Origin of the sequence: Brevibacterium sp. 1718 (assembly GCF_051131255.1) — a bacterium.
GTDB lineage: Bacteria > Actinomycetota > Actinomycetes > Actinomycetales > Brevibacteriaceae > Brevibacterium > Brevibacterium sediminis.
In genome coordinates, this window is record NZ_CP186550.1 from 2,487,585 (window position 1) to 2,504,415 (window position 16,831).

Consider the following 16,831-nt stretch of genomic DNA (forward strand, 5'->3'; position numbering starts at 1 on the left):
CGGCGGTACCGGTCGGCCCGGCGCCGATCAGCTCCCGAACGACCCGGAAGACACGTGAGAGAATACGCACCGCAGTTCCCGTCCCCCGTAAGGCCCCGTGAGGACCGCACCCTCATCGACGTCCTCCTCGAGTCGGCCGCCGCGCATCCCGATCAGCCGGCCCTCGACGACGGCACCCGGGTGCTCAGCTATTCGGAGCTCATCACTGCGATCCGCGATCTCGCACTGGAGATGGCCGAGACCGGGATCGGCCCCGGTGACAAGGTCGGCGTCCGTGTCCCCTCGGGGTCGGTGGATCTGTACCTGGCGATCCTCGCCACGCTCATGCTCGGCGCGGCCTACGTTCCCGTCGACGTCGACGATCCGGATGAGCGGGCGCGCACCGTGTTCGCCGAGGCGGCCGTGACCGGAGTGATCACCGCCGGACCACACATCGAATCCCGCACCGACCGCGGACCCCTCGACCGTTCCGAGCTGCGGTCCCCCACTCCCGATGACGACTGCTGGGTGATCTTCACCTCCGGGTCGACGGGCACCCCGAAGGGCGTTGCCGTCACCCACCGTTCGGCCGCGGCCTTCGTCGACGCCGAGGCGGCCCTGTTCTGCGTCGAGGAGCCGCTGAGTCCCGGCGACCGCGTTCTGGCGGGACTGTCCGTGGCCTTCGACGCCAGCTGCGAGGAGATGTGGTTGGCATGGCGGCACGGAGCATGCCTGGTCCCGGCCCCGCGTGCGCTGGTGAAGTCCGGGATGGATCTGGGTCCGTGGCTGTCGTCGCGACAGATCACCGTCGTCTCGACCGTGCCGACCCTGGCCGCGCTGTGGCCGGCGGAGAGTCTCGACAATGTCCGCCTCCTCATCTTCGGCGGCGAGGCGTGTCCGCCCGAACTTGGACGGCGGCTCAGTGATGATGACCGCGAGGTGTGGAACACCTATGGTCCCACCGAGGCGACCGTCGTCGCCTGTGCCGCCGTGCTCGACGGATCCGAGCCGGTGCGCATCGGCCTGCCGCTCAAGGGCTGGGACCTGGCCGTCGTCGATGCCGATGGCGTGCCCGTCGCCGATGGAGAGACCGGTGAGCTCATCATCGGCGGGGTCGGTCTGGCCCGCTATCTCGACCCGGCCAAGGACGCCGAGAAGTTCGCCCCCATGCCGAGCCTCGGCTGGAACCGGGCGTACCGGTCGGGCGACCTCGTCGTCAACGATCCGGCCGGGCTGATCTTCGTCGGTCGCGCCGACGAGCAGATCAAGCTCGGGGGCAGGCGAATCGAGCTCGGTGAGATCGATGCCGCCCTGCAGGCTCTACCCGGAGTCGAGGGTGCCGCGGCGGCGGTGAAGAAGACCGCGGCCGGCACGGACGTCCTCATCGGCTATCTCGCCCCCGGTGCCGGTTCCGGCGAGGCCGACCTTCCCTCCTGGGAGGCCCGACTGCGTGACGAACTGCCGGCCGCGCTCGTTCCCCGGCTTGCACTCGTCGAGGATCTGCCCACGAAGACCTCGGGCAAGGTCGACCGCAACGCCCTGCCGTGGCCGCTCGATGACGGCCCCGAGGCGGCCGGATCCGATGAGGTCTTCGACGAGGACACGGAGTGGGTTGCCGAGCAGTGGGCCGCGGTCCTCGGTGCCCGACCCGGCAGCAGTACGGACTTCTTCACCGCCGGCGGCGGTTCACTGGGAGCAGCGCAGCTCGTGTCCCGGCTGCGCACCCGCCATCCCAGCGTCACCGTCGGCGATATCTACGCCCATCCGCGCTTCGGCGCCCTGTCCAGGCTCTGCCTCGGCGAAGAAGGATCCGGCATCGGACCGACGGGTCCCAAGCGCACGATCACACGCACCTCCCGGGGGATGCAGGCCTTCCAGGTTCTGCTCGGGATCCCGGTGCACATCCTCGGCGGGGTTCGGTGGGTGGTGCTGGCGATGCTGGCGGCAAATATCGGTGTCGGACTCGGCGCGGATCTGCCGCTGACTCCGTGGCCGGTCATCATCGTCCTCTTCCTCGTCTTCGTCACCGCCTGGGGACGAATGCTCATCTCTGCGGGAGCGGCGCGTCTGCTCATGATCGGGATCCGGCCCGGGGACTATCCGCGATCGGGCTGGGTGCACAAGCGACTGTGGTTGGCCGAGCATATCGCCGATCTTGCTGCGGCGGTCTCGGCGGCGAGCGCACCCTGGGTGACCTGGTATGCGAAGCTGTTGGGCAACCGCATCGGGCCCGATGCCGATCTGCACTCGGTGCCGCCGGTGACCGGTTTCCTCACCCTCGGCGAGGGTGCGGCGGTCGAACCCGAGGTCGATCTCAAGGGCTGGTGGGTCGATGGCGATCTGCTGCGCATCGGACGCATCGACATCAGTCGCAACGCCACGATCGGCGCCCGGTCGACGCTCATGCCCGGCGCCGAGGTGGGCGTCGGGGCCCTCATCGAAGCCGGATCCGCAGTGACCGGACGGGTTCGGAAGAATCAGATCTACTCGGGTTCACCGGCCGTGCGCGTCGGGAAGGCGAAGAAGTCCTGGCCTGCTCCCCCGCCCAGGCGGCGTCTGCCGTTCCTGTTCTATGCCGTCGGCTCGCAGATCAATGCGCTGCTGCCGTATCTCGCTGTGCTGCCGGGCATCGCCTTGATGCTCGGAGTCTCCGGGGTCGAGGTCGTCGAGTCGCCCTGGCTGCTGGTGGCGTGGTCACCGGTCGTGGCCTGCCTGTGGTTCTTCACCACTGCACTGTTCATCCTCATCGCTGTGCGGATCCTGGCGATCGGCATGGAAGAGGGAGAGTTCCCTGTCCGCTCGGCCCGCGGTTACCGGGTGTGGGCGACGGAGCGGCTGCTCGACATGGCCCGGGACCTGCTGTTCCCCCTCTACGCGTCGATGCTCACCCCGTGGTGGCTGCGCCTCCTCGGTGCGAAGGTAGGTCCGGGCACTGAGATCTCCACCGTTGTCTTCGTTCCGAAGATGACGACGATCGCGGCCGGTGCCTTCCTCGCCGATGACACCATGGTCGCCAGCTACGAACTCGGCCACGGCTGGATGCGGGCCGGGCGCGCGAAGGTCGGCAAACGCGCCTTCCTCGGCAACTCGGGAATCGCCTCACCCGGCCGCAGAGTGCCGAAGAACTCCCTCGTGGCGGTGCTGTCGGCGGCACCGGCGAAGGCGAAGAAGGGATCGTCGTGGCTCGGCTCTCCCCCGGTGCAGCTGCGCCGCGCCGCCGTGGAATCCGACGAGTCGCTCACCTACGCTCCGACCTTCGGGGTCAAGGCCGCCCGTGCCTTCTGGGAGACCCTGCGGATCTCATCGATCATCGCCGGCGGCGTGCTCATCACAGCTGTCGTGCTCACCATCTGGTTCTTCCTCGGGCTACCGGGCGGGGTGGCCGCTCAGTCGACGACGTTCCTCACCTCCGTGCTGCTGGCCCTGCTCACCTCGGGGGTCGTGATGATGGCCGCCGGTGCCGTGGCGGCGGGACTGGCCGTGGCTGCGAAATGGATCCTCGCCGGTCCGATCCGGCCCGGGGAGCATCCGCTGTGGTCGTCATTCATCTGGCGCAACGAGGTCGCCGACTGCTTCGTCGAGCTCGTGGCCGCTCCCTGGTTCGCCCGGAACGCCGTGGGCACGCCGGCGATCGTGTGGTACCTGCGGGCGATGGGTGCGAAGATCGGGCACGGCGTATGGTGCGAGTCCTACTGGCTGCCGGAGGCCGACCTCGTCGACCTCGGGGACAACTCGACGGTCAACCGCGGCTGTGTGGTCCAGACTCACCTGTTCCACGATCGGGTGATGAGCCTTGATACCGTTCAACTCGATCCCGGTGCCACTTTGGGGCCCAACAGCGTCATCCTCCCAGCCTCCACCCTGGGCGAGAACGCCACGGTGGGAGCGACGTCGCTGGTCATGCGCGGCGAGTTCGTGCCGGCCCATGCCTACTTCAGCGGCAATCCTGTCATACCCTGGGTGGATGCCCCAGAACTTCCCTCACTCCAAGAAGAAGGCCGAGACGAAGACGGCCGCGACTGCGCCGGCGGAAGTGCCGCCGACGAGGACGCAGGCTCCGACGGCGACCGATCGAGCCGATCGCATGCTTGATTCCTACACCCAGGGCGTCGGCAATGCGGACCTTCACATCGACCACTACGATCTCGACCTCGACTACCGGATCGGCCCGAATCGGCTCTCCGCCAGGGCGGTGCTCAAGGGACGCGTCCTCACGGAAACTTCGTCGATCGTCCTCGATCTCACGGGTCTGCGGGTGACGAAAGCCAGCGTCAACGGCAAGAAGGTCCGCTTCTCCGCACGAGGGAAGAAGCTGCGGCTGACGACCCCGGCGCTGAAGAGCGACCAGCCTGTGGTCATCGACATCAGCTACACGGGCAATCCGGAACCGGCGATCGGCACCTGGGGAGACGTCGGCTGGGAGGAGCTCGAAGACGGGGTGCTCGTGGCCGGTCAGCCCGTCGGTGCCTCGACCTGGTTCCCGTGCAATGACCATCCCTCGAACAAATCCCAGTACAGGGTCTCGGTGCTCGTCGAGTCCGAGTACACGGTGGTGTCCAATGGGTCGCTGACGAAGAAGACGCGCAAGGCAGGGCGGACCCGCTGGACCTATGAGTCGACGACTCCCCTGGCGACCTATTTGGCGACGGTGCAGATCGGTCGCTACAAGTACGGGCAGATTCCATTGAGCTCCGGTGCGACGAGGTTCGGCGCCGCGATGCGCGGGGCGGCGAAGGATGCCGTTACCGGTTCGGCCGGAGACGCCCTATCGAGCGCTGTCCGAGGAGTCGCCGGCGCTGCCGGTAAGGACGTGTCTGTTCACGATTCGTCGGGCAAGCGAACGAGGCACAGCCGGACAGAGTCCCCTGTTCCCCTCGGCGTCTATGCCGATGATCATTGGGATGTGGCAGTCGATCGCCTCGGTGTCCAACACGGAATGATGAACCTGTTCATCGACCGCTTCGGACCCTATCCGTTCGACGTCTATGACGTGGTCGTGACCGATGATGTGCTCGAGATCCCGCTCGAGTCGCAGCCGCTGTCCGTGCTCGGTCCCAATCATCTGGGACCGGAGTGGGAGGCCGAGCGTCTCGTCGCCCACGAGATGGCGCACCAGTGGTTCGGAAACTCGCTCACACCGTCACGGTGGAGGGACATCTGGCTCAATGAGGGCTTCGCCTGCTATGCGGAGTGGCTGTGGTCGGAGGAGTCCGGGCGCGCGAGCGCCGATGAGCGTGCGCGGCAGTGGTGGGAGGAGCTGTCCGCTCAGCCGCAGGACATCATGCTCGGTGATCCGGGCGGGCCGGACATGTTCGATGACCGCGTGTATAAGCGCGGTGCCCTGTGCCTGCATGCTCTGCGCATCGAGCTCGGCGATGCGGAGTTCTTCACCGCCGTCGGCGAGTGGACGAAGCGGTACCGTCATTCGTCGGTGAGCACCGAGGAGTTCATCCGCTGTGTCTCCGAAGTGGCAGAGCGTGATATCGCCGAGGTGGTCCGCCCCTGGCTCGAAGAGCTCGAACTTCCGGAGCTTCCGTAAAGAGGTCAGGGACCTGAGGAGCTGACTGCGCCTCAGCCGAGCTTGCGGACGAGCACGTCCGAGTCGCCGTTGCGTCCGACGGACACGAATCCGTGGTCGGCGTAGAGTTTCGCCGCACCGTTGCCGTCCTCGACGGACAGGCTGACGGCGGGAAAGCCGCTCATCCGCGCCAGAGCGCAGACCGTATCGAGAAGGGCGCCGCCGATTCCCTGCCCCTGGTGGTCGGGCAGCACTGCCATCGAAAGTTCAGGGATGTCGGCTGCGACCCAGCCGTACCCGGTGAAGGGCATCTGCTCATCCGACGGCGTCAGATCGACGGCCGCGGACTCGGCGGCCTCGGACTCGGCGGCTGCGTTGTCTGCGTCAGCGGACCCGTCGGTGTCGGCACCGGCCGGTGCATCTGAACCTAAGCCAGCCCCAGCATCAGCCTCAACCTCAGCGTCAGCGTCACCCTCGGGCACGACTTCGCTGCGGACCACCTCGGTGCCGGTCTTGTCCAATGCTGCGGCGAAGTCTCCGCCCACCTTCTCATCGGCCCTCCCGACGACATCGTCGATATCGGCCAGGCGCACCCAGGCGAGTCCGACGATCGGTGACTGCGCATCGGCTTCGGCGTGCGCGGCGACGGCGATATCTCCCTCTCGTCCCCAGCCGCGGTAGTAGAAGACGGCATCGCTGCGGTAGCGGAGGTCCTCGAGTTCGATTCGGGGCCTGTCCATCGACCAGTTGAAGCACAGATCGAGGAAGGGCAGGAAGGTCTCGTCATCGGTCTCGGCCGGGAGCGGACGGATCCGTCCGCGCAGGGAGGCGGCGGCCGCCTCAGCGGTGGTGTCCGGCGAATCAGCGGAAGTGTTCTGCGAATCATGAGCGTCAGTGTGTGCAGCGTTCATGAGATTCCTTTCTCGACGGCGCGTTCGATCCACGCCCGGTTGCGTACTCGCCAGCCCAGTGTCAGGGCGCGGAAACCGACGAATCCGATGCAGAAGCCGGCCCAGAGTCCGGGTGCTCCCGGCCAGATGCTGATGATCGGGATGAGCAGAATTGCGTATCCGATCACAGCGACCAATTGTGCCAGAGCCAGATACTTCGCGTCCTCAGCTCCCATGAGCACTCCGTCGAGGACGAAGACAAAGCCTGCGATCGGCATGCTCAAGGCGAGGACCGGCAGGAGGGCGGCCAGTGCCGCTACCACGGCCGGGTCCGAGGCGAAGGCACGGGGGATGATTCCGGAGCCGGCGAACAGGACGACGCCGACGACGATGCCGAAGACGATCCCCCACAGGCACAGGCGGCGGTTGATCGCGGCGACCGCCTCGGTGTTCTTCGCCCCCAGCTCGAGGCCGATCATCGCCTGGCCCGCGATGGCCAAGGAATCGAGGGCGAGGGCGAGAGCGAAGAAGATGCTCTGAGCGACCTGGATCGCGGCGAGGTCCGTCGTGCCCATCGCCGTGGCCAGGAAGACGAGGAGGATGAGGGCAGCACGCAGCGAGGCGTTGCGCACCAACAGCCATCCGGAGGTCTTCGCCGAGGTGAACACGCCTGTCCAGTCAGGGCGGATGCTGGCGTGGAGGCGACGGGCCGCGCGGATGGAGATGGTGAGGTAGACCGTGCACATTCCGGCCTGCGCGATGACCGTGCCCATCGCCGATCCCGCGACTCCCATGTCGAGGCCGTAGATGAAGATGGCGTTGAGGCCGATATTGGCGATGCAGCCGGCGGCCGCGACGAGCAGCGGGGTCTTCGTGTCCTGAAGTCCGCGCAGCAGTCCGGTGGCCGCGATGACCATGAGCATGAATGGCAGCCCCCACCATGAGATCGCAAGGTAGGAGTGTGCACCCGCGGTGATGATCGGATCCGGGTCGAAGGCCTCGATCGCTGTATTCAGCAGGGGCAGCCCGATGATGATGAGCAGGACGGAGGTTCCCAGTGCCAGCCAGATTCCGTCGAATCCGGCCGTGATCGCGCCCGGCCGGTCCCCCGATCCCATCCGTTTCGCCACCCGCGGCGTCGTAGCATAGGCGAGGAAGATCATCAGGCCGAGCACCGTCTGCAGGATCGTCGAGGCGATCGCCAGCGATCCCAGGGCACCGGCACCGAGGTGGCCCACCATGGCCGTGTCCGTGAGCAGGAAAATGGGTTCGGCGATCAGGGCTCCGAGTGCGGGTAGGGCCAAACGGAGAATGTCTTTGTCGATCGCTGCCACGTCCCCGATTCTAGCGAACCGGTGCGCCGGGGACGGTTTCGCAGGAATGCTGTAGCGGGGACGCGAGTTCAGGCCGGATCGCAATGTCATGTCAGTGCCGAACTGTAGAGTCGGACGACAAACAGGTCAGTGACCGACCGGACTCAAACTAACAACCTTGGACGCAACATTATGTATTATCAGTTCTATTTGAAATCGAGTTGTGACTTTCAATTCATTCTGGGGATCGTATAATTGAGATAGCCGACTTCCCTGACGACTGACTTCCACAGAGGCGTGGAGAGGTGAGAGACCGATGAAGAACATCGGAGACAGTGACGGACAGGCATTCGGTCTGCCCACCGCTCCCCCTGCAGGGGCTGACCGTCGAGCTCTGTCCCAGTTCCGCCGCGCTCACGGACGTCGCATGGAGATCGCCGAGGAGAATGAGCTTGTCGACCTGCTGAGCACCTATGCGCAGAGCAGCCTCGCCCAGGTCAATTCCTTTATCGCCACCAGCCACGTCGTGGCCCAGGATGTCGCCTACGCTCTGGGGCTCATGGGCACTCGGCTCGATACGGTCTACGAATTCGCATCTTTTACCAGAACCGCTGCCCGGCACCGTCTGCCCGAGGACAAGGGAGTCGATCGTGAGTCCGACGGCGACGACTGCATCGTCGACGTTGCTGACGACGACGCATTCTCGTCGACCAGAAGCTGGACCCGAAGAGAGACACGTGCATGGACCCAGGCACTGGCCGCTGTCGAGGCCGAAACCGGGAGGAAGATCGACGCAGACAAAGGACGGAAGAAGGACCGCGCTGCCGGTCGCCGCACTCGTCGCGTGAAGAAGCTGGCAAAGCAGCTGCTGACCGACCCCGCTCTGCTGCCTGACTTTCCCGGCTACGACCCGAAACTGACGTTCTTCACGTGGCTGCGCGGCAGCATCGAACCGACCGAGGCCGGGGTCTATTCGAGTCTCCTCGGGGCAACGACGAGTAACTCGCTCAGGCATATGACCTCGTCGATGACGCTGACCCAGGGACTTCCGAAGTTCCTCAAGCGATGCCTCGATGGGGACTTCACGATCGAGCACGTCGATTGTGTCACTCGCGCATGCCGTGACCTGCACTTCGAGCACCTGCCGGAGTTCGACGATTATCTGGCGCACAGACGCGCCGACATCACGATCGAGACGTTCAAGCGCTCGGTCGCCTTGAAAATCGCGGTAATCCAACCGGCCGAGGACACTCTGAAGAGTGTTTCACTGCGTCGTCGGGTCGATTTCAGCAGCGGCGACGATGGGACTGCGTACCTCACCCTGACCGGGCCCGCACCGGAGCTTCAAGCGTGCTTCAGAAGGCTCGACGCCTTTGCCCGGGCAGTGCATAAGAGCAATACGAGTGCGTTCTCAGGTCAGTTGAAGGCTGGAGACTGCTTTGATGAGGAGCGTACGATCTCGGCTCTCATGTTCGACATCCTCACGCGCACGCGTCCGCAGCTGAAGCTGCGCATCATCAGCACGAACGACACCGACAGCTCGTCGACAAGCACCGATTTCCCTCTCGACGGCCTCTTCGCCGGACCCGACGGCACACCGATGCACGAGGGTGAGTCCCTGCTCGACTACATCGAGCGGGTATTCGACGACATGGACAAGACCGGCTGCCAATCACAGGCTCAACCTGTGCCAACCGATTCGGAAACCTCCGCTCAAGATGGCTCCACCACCGATGCACCCACCACACCGGCCGACCGCGTCTTCGAATCCCAGATGCTCGAGGCCATCCTCAGCAGCAACAGCGCCACGGACCGCGACAAGGTCGACGCGCTCTCAACTTTCATCGGATCGCGTGCCAGCGGAGCTCGCCCCGCAGTTGAGGGCACCGGAGCAGAGACAGCGGGAGTAATCGATGCTTTCGGCAATCCCATCCTCGACGCCGGCGAGCGCCGCATCAGTTTCGAGTTCCTGCTTGATATGCCGACCAGTGAGTATTGGCTGGCAAATCAGGCCAGCACCTTCATCACCGTTCCTCTGCTGACTCTGCTCACCCAATTCCAGTCGGAAGACGGCAACGTTCCGCCACCTACCGCCGATCCCCCGGGTGCGCCGCCGCCGACAAACGATCCGCCGGGTCCACCGCCACTGAGCACCGATCCCCCTGATGCGCCACCGCCGCCCATAGTTTCCCCGGACCTGCCGCCCACGGCCGAACCACCGACCGCACCGACCACACCGACCACACCGACCACACCGACCAACTCAAACACACCGACCACAGGACCTGACGGACCGCTGACCTCAAATGAGGTGTGCGATCTGGCGGGCATGCTTCCAGACGGGTCGCCGATTCCCGCCGACATGGCACGGCGGGTCGCAGGATACTCCACCACCTGGACCCGGCTGCTGACCGACCCTGCGACCGGAACACCGGTCGATGCGAAGGCAACGTCCTACGCCATTCCCAACAGCGTACGCAAAACACTCGTCGCTCAGTTCGTTACGTGCACCTTCCCCGGGTGCACTCAGCCCGCCGAGGTGTCAGAGGTGGACCACATCGACCCGTTCAACCACTCCGACCCGACCCAGGGTGGTCTTACTCGCTTCGGAAATCTCCATTGCCTGTGCAAAGCCCACCACATGCAGAAGACCAACGGCAGTTTCGACGTGCGGATGGCCGAACCCGGCCACCTGGAGTACGTCTTCCGCAAGGGCGTCACCGTGGAGGTCGTCTCACCGGACAACCCGATCAGCGTTGAGCATGCGCGGCTGTTCCTCGAACGGTTCGGCAGGGGCCTCTCGCGCACGGGACGAGCAGCAGCACCGGAGGATTTGAGCACAGAGGGTCCTCTGACTCGCGAAAGCGCTCCAGTAGCCGAGCACGAGTCCGGCAGCGGTCCTGGGTCCAACAGCGGTCCTGGGTCAAACGGCGGTCCTGGGTCCGGCAGCGATCTTGAGTCTGGCGCCGAGACGTCGTCCGCACAGGGCGGCGATGCACACAGCGGCGATGCACACACCGCTGATCCCGCGCCCGGCGATCGGAAGCGAGCACGGGAATGCCCTGAACCGGCCGCGGCCGACGGATCCCCTGGCTGGAGGGAGCTCACCGGCGAGGACCTCTTCGCTTTCACACCCGCACCTGCTCCGAGCAGTTCCGGCACCACATCTGGCACCGCGCGTACAGACGAGGACAACGCCGAACTGCGCAGCTGGTTCTGGGACAACGGCGAACCTCCACCGTTCTGAGACGACTCCGACAACCCCGCAATGCCCTGAGGCAGGTCCTCTCAACCTGAGAGTCGTCGCTCTCCACATCAACGGAGCACGCAGAAAGGGCCGGCGGTTCTCGGTCAGAATGACCAGAGAATCGTCGGCCCTCCGTTCCTGCTGAGCTGCCGGCGGAATGCCTCAGCAGACCTCGAACAGTCCGGCTGCGCCTTGGCCGCCGCCGATGCACATCGTGACGACGACGTACCTCACTCCGCGGCGACGTCCCTCGATGAGAGCGTGACCGACGAGACGGGCACCGGTCATTCCATAGGGATGTCCAACGGAGATACCGCCGCCGTCGACGTTGTACTTCTCCGGGTCGATGCCGAGGCGGTCACGGCAGTACAGCGCCTGCACGGCGAAGGCCTCGTTGAGTTCCCAGAGTCCGATGTCATCGATCGACAAGCCATGGGTCTTCAACAGCTTCGGAATAGCGAACACCGGTCCGATGCCCATTTCGTCCGGCTCACAGCCGGCCACGGCCATACCGCGGTAGACGCCCAGCGGTTCGAGTCCGCGCCGACTGGCTTCGTCGCTCGACATGACCACCGAAGCAGAGGCTCCGTCGGAGAGCTGCGAGGCGTTGCCGGCGGTGATGCTCGGAACCTTCGACGCCACGCCGGGATCGAGCACCGGATTGAGTCCGGCAAGGCTCTCAAGCGTCGTCGATGGGCGGTTGCCCTCGTCGGCTTCGAGGAGCACATCCTGGCGCGAGGTCTCCTTCGTCTCCTTGTCGACGACGACCTTCGTCGTCGGCAGAGGCACGATCTCGTCATCGAACCGTCCGGCCTCCTGAGCAGCGGCGGTCCGCTGCTGCGAAGACAAGGAGTACTCGTCCTGAGCCTCACGGCTGACGCCGTAACGTTCGGCCACGACCTCGGCCGTCGCCAGCATCGGGTAGTAGATGCCCGGGATGCGCTCCACGAGCCACGGATCCTTGGCCCGGAACGTGTTCATCTTGTCATTCTGGACCAGCGACACCGACTCCACGCCACCGCCGACGGCGATCTCCTGGCCGTCGAAGAGGACCTGCTTCGCCGCGGTCGTGATGCCCATCAGCCCGGAAGCGCACTGTCGGTCGATCGACATGCCCGGAACCGTCACAGGAAGCCCGGCTCGCAGTGCCGCCTGCCGAGCGACATTCGTCCCTTGGCTGCCCTGCTGCAAAGCGGCACCGAAGACGACGTCCTCGACCTCACCGCCTTCCAGACCGGCGCGCTCTACGGCATGTTTGATCGCGTGGCCGGCCAACTCCTGAGCCTGGGTGTCGTTGAAGGCACCACGGTAGGCCTTGCCGATCGGCGTGCGGGCCGTCGACACAATCACTGCTTCTCTCATGGGTCTCACCTTTCGAAGATGTTCGTGAACTCGTCGTGAGGACGGTGGCGATCAGTCCTTCGGACCGCCGGCGACGTAGATGACCTGACCGGAGACGAATCCGGCACCCTCGGAGGCGAGGAACGATGCCGTGTGGGCGATGTCCTCGGGCTTGCCCGATCGTGCCACGGGGATCTGCTTGACCGAAGCTTCGACGAACTCCTCGAAGCCCATACCTACGCGCTCGGCGGTGGCCTTGGTCATATCGGTTTCGATGAAGCCGGGAGCGATGGCGTTCGCGGTGATGCCGAACTTGCCGAGCTCGATCGCCCAGGTCTTCGTGATTCCCTGGATGCCGGCCTTGGCAGCGGAGTAGTTCGTCTGTCCGCGGTTGCCCTGAGCCGAGGTGGAGGACATCGAGATGATGCGGCCGAACTTCTCTTCGACCATGTACGACTGCACGGCCCGAGCCATGAGGAACGCTCCCCCGAGGTGGACGGAGAGAACCTTGTTGAACTCCTCGTGAGTCATTTTGAACAGGAGGTTGTCACGCAGGATCCCTGCGTTGTTGACCAGAACGGTCGGCGCGCCGAGGGTCTCGGCGACCTGCTTGACCGCAGCGTTGACCGAGTCTTCGTCAGAGACATCGGCTTCGAGGCCGAGCGCTTCGCCGCCGGCTTCCTTGATGGCGGCAACGGTCTCATCGGTGGGGCCCATATCAAGAACGGCGACCTTGAGTCCGTCGGCTCCGAGTCGCTTGGCGATGGCGGCTCCGATGCCGCGGCCTCCACCTGTGACGATTGCTGTACGAGTCATGAACAAGCTCCTAAAGATGATGTTGCGTCATTGCCGTGGGGAACCGAGTGTTCGACTGCGGTTCGCGTCTGCACCGGAACCGATGTGACACAGCTCTCCCATGCAGCTAAGGCCACTGTAGACCAATTCCGTCACTGAACGATTGTTTGCTCACCTTTCAGACATATAGCTGGGTCCAGCGACTCAAAACCTCGACGCCGTTCTGCGAAGCTCCGCTCGCAAGCACCCCGACCTCGCCTTTTGTTCTCCCTGCCCGGCTCGCCCGGCAGGTTATCGAACGTTCAAAAATCTAGCTCAAAACCATTGACTTCACCAGAGTGATTTGGAAGTGTTCACATCAGTCGAAGTCCATTACGGATTGCCGACGACTCCGAGCACCGTCACTGACGACGGCTCGGGCAACGTGTGGAGCAAACGTGTTCCAAGAGCTTTTCAAAGGAGAAAAGATGAACTCTGTCTCGCGAAGTCGCCGCCGCAGACTCTCGGCAGCCGCAATCATGGGAGCAATCGCATTGACTGCCACAGCCTGCGGAGGCGGTGGTGGCTCGGGTGAGGGCGACACGGTTGTCATCGGCTACACCGGACCGCTCAGCGGAGGAGGCGCCGCGTACGGCGAGAACGTGAAGATCGGTCTCGAAATGGCCATCGACGACCTCAACGCAGACGGTGTAGAGGTCGACGGCAATCCCGTGACACTGGAGCTGAAGTCCCTCGACGACAAATACGCACCATCCACCGCGGCAAGCAATGCTCAACGATTGGCCGATCAGGACAAGGCCCCGGTGGTCGTCTCCCCGAACGCCGGAGCGATCAAGGCGATTCAGCAGATCAACAGCGGCAGGTCGAACTTCCTCATCTCCGCCTACACCTCTGACCCGGCGATCGTGCAGGCCGACAACCCTCTGACGATGATGATTCCTCCGAACTTCGAGTCCTATGCCGAGGAATTCTCCGAAACTGCCATGGAGCACGGAGGCAAGAAGCTCGCTCTGCTAGGTACTCAGAGTGAGTACGGACAACAGTGGACCAAGTCGATCAAGGATGCCTGGAGTGAAGCCGGCGGGAAGATCGGCGGCGACAACAGTGTCGACTACGCCACCGTGTCCGACTTTGCGGGCCCCGTCTCGAAAGCCCTGTCAGAGAAGCCCGACGCCATCTTCGTCGGCGGACCTTCCCAACCGACAGCGCTGATCATGGAAGAAGCTCGAAAGCAGGGCTTCAAGGGCAGCTTCCTCGTCATGGACCAGGCGAAACTGGATGAAATGGCCACGGTGACGAAGCTCGACAATCTCAAGAATTCGGTCGGTGTCCTGCCAGTCTCCGAATATGAGGATCCCGGTACCGAGGACTTCCTGAAGAAATTTGCTGAGAAGGCCGGAGAGAAGAAGGTCCTGACCAGTGAAACGGCGCTGAACTACCAGGGAATTGCGATCATCGCGAAGGCGATGGAAGCTGCGGGGACAACCGACGACCCCGAGAAGATTCGCGAAGCCATCAGCGAGGCACTGCCTGAGGTCGATGACAAGTACAAGGTCAATGGCTTCCCCGACGAGATCACAGAACAGGGCCACCTCCTCAATCCCAACCTGGAAGCAACCTTCCTCAATGAGGACGGCAAATACACCAAGGTGCCGATCGAACAGGTATCCGACGACAAGTAATCTCCGTCAACGGCCGTTCTTAAGGTGAGGCGCATCGGTGCGCCTCACCCGGGCCGCACTCATGCCTGCAGAGGACCCGACAATCATGACCCTCTTCATCCAACAACTCTTTAATGGCCTCGCGCTGGGCGGTGTCTACTGTCTCGCTGCGATCGGGCTGACATTGGTATTCGGAGTGCTGCGCATTCCCAACCTGGCTCACGGTGCGCTGTATATGCTCGGCGCCTACATCACCTACTTCTTCCTGACAACCGTCGGCGTTCCCTATATCGCCGCAATCGGCATCGCTGCGATCATGCTCTTCATTGTCGGAGTCGGTCTCGAGCGCCTCGTCTTCCACCCCCTGCGCAACTCCCCACACACTCACCACATGATCGCGGCCGTCGGTGCGATGTTCTTCTTCCAAGCACTGGCCCAAGCGATCTGGGGCGCTGACTTCCGCCGCATGGACACACCGATCACTGGCGAACTCCGCATTCTCGGCGCCGAGATCTCTGCGCAGCGAATCGTCATCATCGTCACCGCTGTGATCGTCTTGGCGCTGTTGGCGCTGTTCATCAAGCGGTCTATCCATGGCCAGACGATCGAAGCGATCGAACAGGACCGCGTCGGTGCATCGCTGGTCGGCATCAACCCGTCAATGGTTTCAATGCTGACACTGGGGCTGTCCGCCCTCCTGGCCACCATCGCGGCGGGCCTCGTCGCACCGATCAATCTCCTGTCCCCGACGATGGGCGACGCACTCAATCTCAAGGTGTTCGCCATTATCATCCTCGGTGGTCTGGGGTCGCTTCCCGGCGCCATCGTCGGCGGTTTCGCACTCGCCATCGCAGAGACGATGACGGCGACCTACATCTCCTCCGCCGTCGGTGAGGCCGTGGCATTCATCGTTCTCGTCGCCGTGCTGGCCATCAAGCCGAACGGACTGTTCACGAAGGCGGTGCAGCGATGAACCCAATGAAGAATCCTCGAATCATCGGCACCATCGCCGTCATCATCCTGCTCGGTCTGACGCCCCTGGCGTTTGCACAGGAGAACTACGCGATGCGAGTGATCACTGTGGGCATGTGTGCGGCGATCGCTGTCTACGGCCTCAACATCATCCTCGGCTTCACGGGACAGCTGAACCTGGCCCAAGGCGGGTTCTTCGGAATCGGCGCCTATGGAGTCGGGCTGCTCACCACCGACTACGACTGGAGCTTCTGGGCAGCCTTCGTCGTGTCCGTCATCGGGACCGCGGTGATCGGCTACCTCTGCGGGCTGATCGCCCTGCGGACCAAGGATGAGTACTTCGCCATCTTCACGATGGCCATCGGCTTCATCATCTTCCTCGTCATCAGCCGCTGGGAGCCTGTCACTCATGCCCATTCCGGGGTCAACAATGTGAAATTCCCCGAAGGCGGAGGGCTCATCGACTTCGAATCTCCGGTCGCGATGTTCTACCTGGTGTTCGCAATTCTGCTCATCTGTGTCTATACGACCTATGCGATCAGGCGTTCAAGCGTAGGCCGCACACTGCTGACCATCAGGACGAGCGAAGACCTGGCGGATGCGATCGGAGTGCGCGTCGGCTTCAGCAAACAGCTCGCTTTCGCCGCCTCGGCTGTCTTCGGCGGAGTCGGCGGCGGCCTCTACGCAACAGTGGTCGGTTTCATCGGACCCGACGCGGCATCGATCGACAAGACCTTCGAATTCCTCATGTTCATTCTCGTCGGAGGTATGGGCACTGTCGCGGGTCCTCTGCTCGGAAGCATGATCGTGACATTCCTGTTCGAACTCTTCCAGGACTTCCAGGCCTATCGATTCATCGTGCTTGGTCCCATCATCGTCGCCCTCGTGATCTTCGCGCCGCGGGGAATCGTCGGATACCTCGGCGGCTTCGTCGACAGACGCAATCGACGACGCAGGGTGGAAGAAGCCCGTGGTGCCGACGACGATCTCGATTCGACAGGTGCTTCGACCTCCGGCGGAACAGGCGACCACCGCGCACGCAACGTCGCCGACGGGACCGAATCGGGTGCCGGCCGGACCGGAGGCACCCCCTCTCCCGAGGAGACGAAATGACA

General features: G+C 64.0%; 10 protein-coding genes. 6 read left to right on the forward strand and 4 right to left on the reverse strand.

The features are described from left to right. Window positions 1-54: 54 nt before the first annotated feature. On the forward strand, window positions 55-4,071 hold the full coding sequence (locus tag ACOZ9V_RS11170; protein WP_434589987.1) for a Pls/PosA family non-ribosomal peptide synthetase: 4,017 nt from the start codon (window positions 55-57) through the stop codon (window positions 4,069-4,071). Then, window positions 4,064-5,518 carry a M1 family metallopeptidase gene (locus tag ACOZ9V_RS11175; protein WP_434589989.1) on the forward strand — a complete coding sequence of 485 codons (1,455 nt, stop codon included), beginning with the start codon at window positions 4,064-4,066 and terminating at the stop codon, window positions 5,516-5,518. Before ACOZ9V_RS11170 ends, ACOZ9V_RS11175 begins: the two co-directional genes overlap by 8 nt. A 32-nt stretch (window positions 5,519-5,550) precedes the next feature. On the opposite strand, the gene ACOZ9V_RS11180 is transcribed toward ACOZ9V_RS11175, so the two are convergent. Then, window positions 5,551-6,408, reverse strand: a complete 858-nt coding sequence (locus tag ACOZ9V_RS11180; protein ID WP_434589992.1) for a GNAT family N-acetyltransferase — start codon at window positions 6,406-6,408, stop codon at window positions 5,551-5,553. After that, the gene (locus ACOZ9V_RS11185; RefSeq protein ID WP_181271735.1) at window positions 6,405-7,721 is read right to left on the reverse strand and encodes an MATE family efflux transporter; all 1,317 of its coding nucleotides are present in this window, start codon (window positions 7,719-7,721) and stop codon (window positions 6,405-6,407) included. The genes ACOZ9V_RS11180 and ACOZ9V_RS11185 overlap by 4 nt, the downstream gene beginning before the upstream one ends. Before the next feature lie 295 nt (window positions 7,722-8,016). Between ACOZ9V_RS11185 and ACOZ9V_RS11190 the strand changes: the two genes are divergently transcribed. Beyond that, entirely contained in the window at window positions 8,017-10,947 is a 2,931-nt protein-coding gene (locus ACOZ9V_RS11190) for an HNH endonuclease signature motif containing protein (protein WP_434589994.1), read from the forward strand. A 162-nt stretch (window positions 10,948-11,109) separates the two neighbouring features. Here the strand turns inward: ACOZ9V_RS11190 and ACOZ9V_RS11195 are convergent, their stop codons facing one another. After that, entirely contained in the window at window positions 11,110-12,309 is a 1,200-nt protein-coding gene (locus tag ACOZ9V_RS11195) for an acetyl-CoA C-acyltransferase (RefSeq protein ID WP_434589997.1), read from the reverse strand. 51 nt (window positions 12,310-12,360) lie between these two features. After that, on the reverse strand, window positions 12,361-13,104 hold the full coding sequence (locus tag ACOZ9V_RS11200; RefSeq protein ID WP_259358864.1) for an SDR family oxidoreductase: 744 nt from the start codon (window positions 13,102-13,104) through the stop codon (window positions 12,361-12,363). Window positions 13,105-13,550: 446 nt separating this feature from the next. Between ACOZ9V_RS11200 and ACOZ9V_RS11205 the strand changes: the two genes are divergently transcribed. From ACOZ9V_RS11205 to ACOZ9V_RS11215, 3 genes are all read left to right on the forward strand, one after another. Then, the gene (locus tag ACOZ9V_RS11205; protein ID WP_434589999.1) at window positions 13,551-14,765 is read left to right on the forward strand and encodes an ABC transporter substrate-binding protein; all 1,215 of its coding nucleotides are present in this window, start codon (window positions 13,551-13,553) and stop codon (window positions 14,763-14,765) included. Between the two features lie 85 nt (window positions 14,766-14,850). After that, window positions 14,851-15,717, forward strand: a complete 867-nt coding sequence (locus ACOZ9V_RS11210) for a branched-chain amino acid ABC transporter permease (protein WP_139469740.1) — start codon at window positions 14,851-14,853, stop codon at window positions 15,715-15,717. Window positions 15,718-15,722: 5 nt separating this feature from the next. After that, window positions 15,723-16,829, forward strand: coding sequence for a branched-chain amino acid ABC transporter permease (locus tag ACOZ9V_RS11215; protein WP_434590002.1), 1,107 nt, complete (start codon window positions 15,723-15,725; stop codon window positions 16,827-16,829). Window positions 16,830-16,831: the final 2 nt, after the last annotated feature.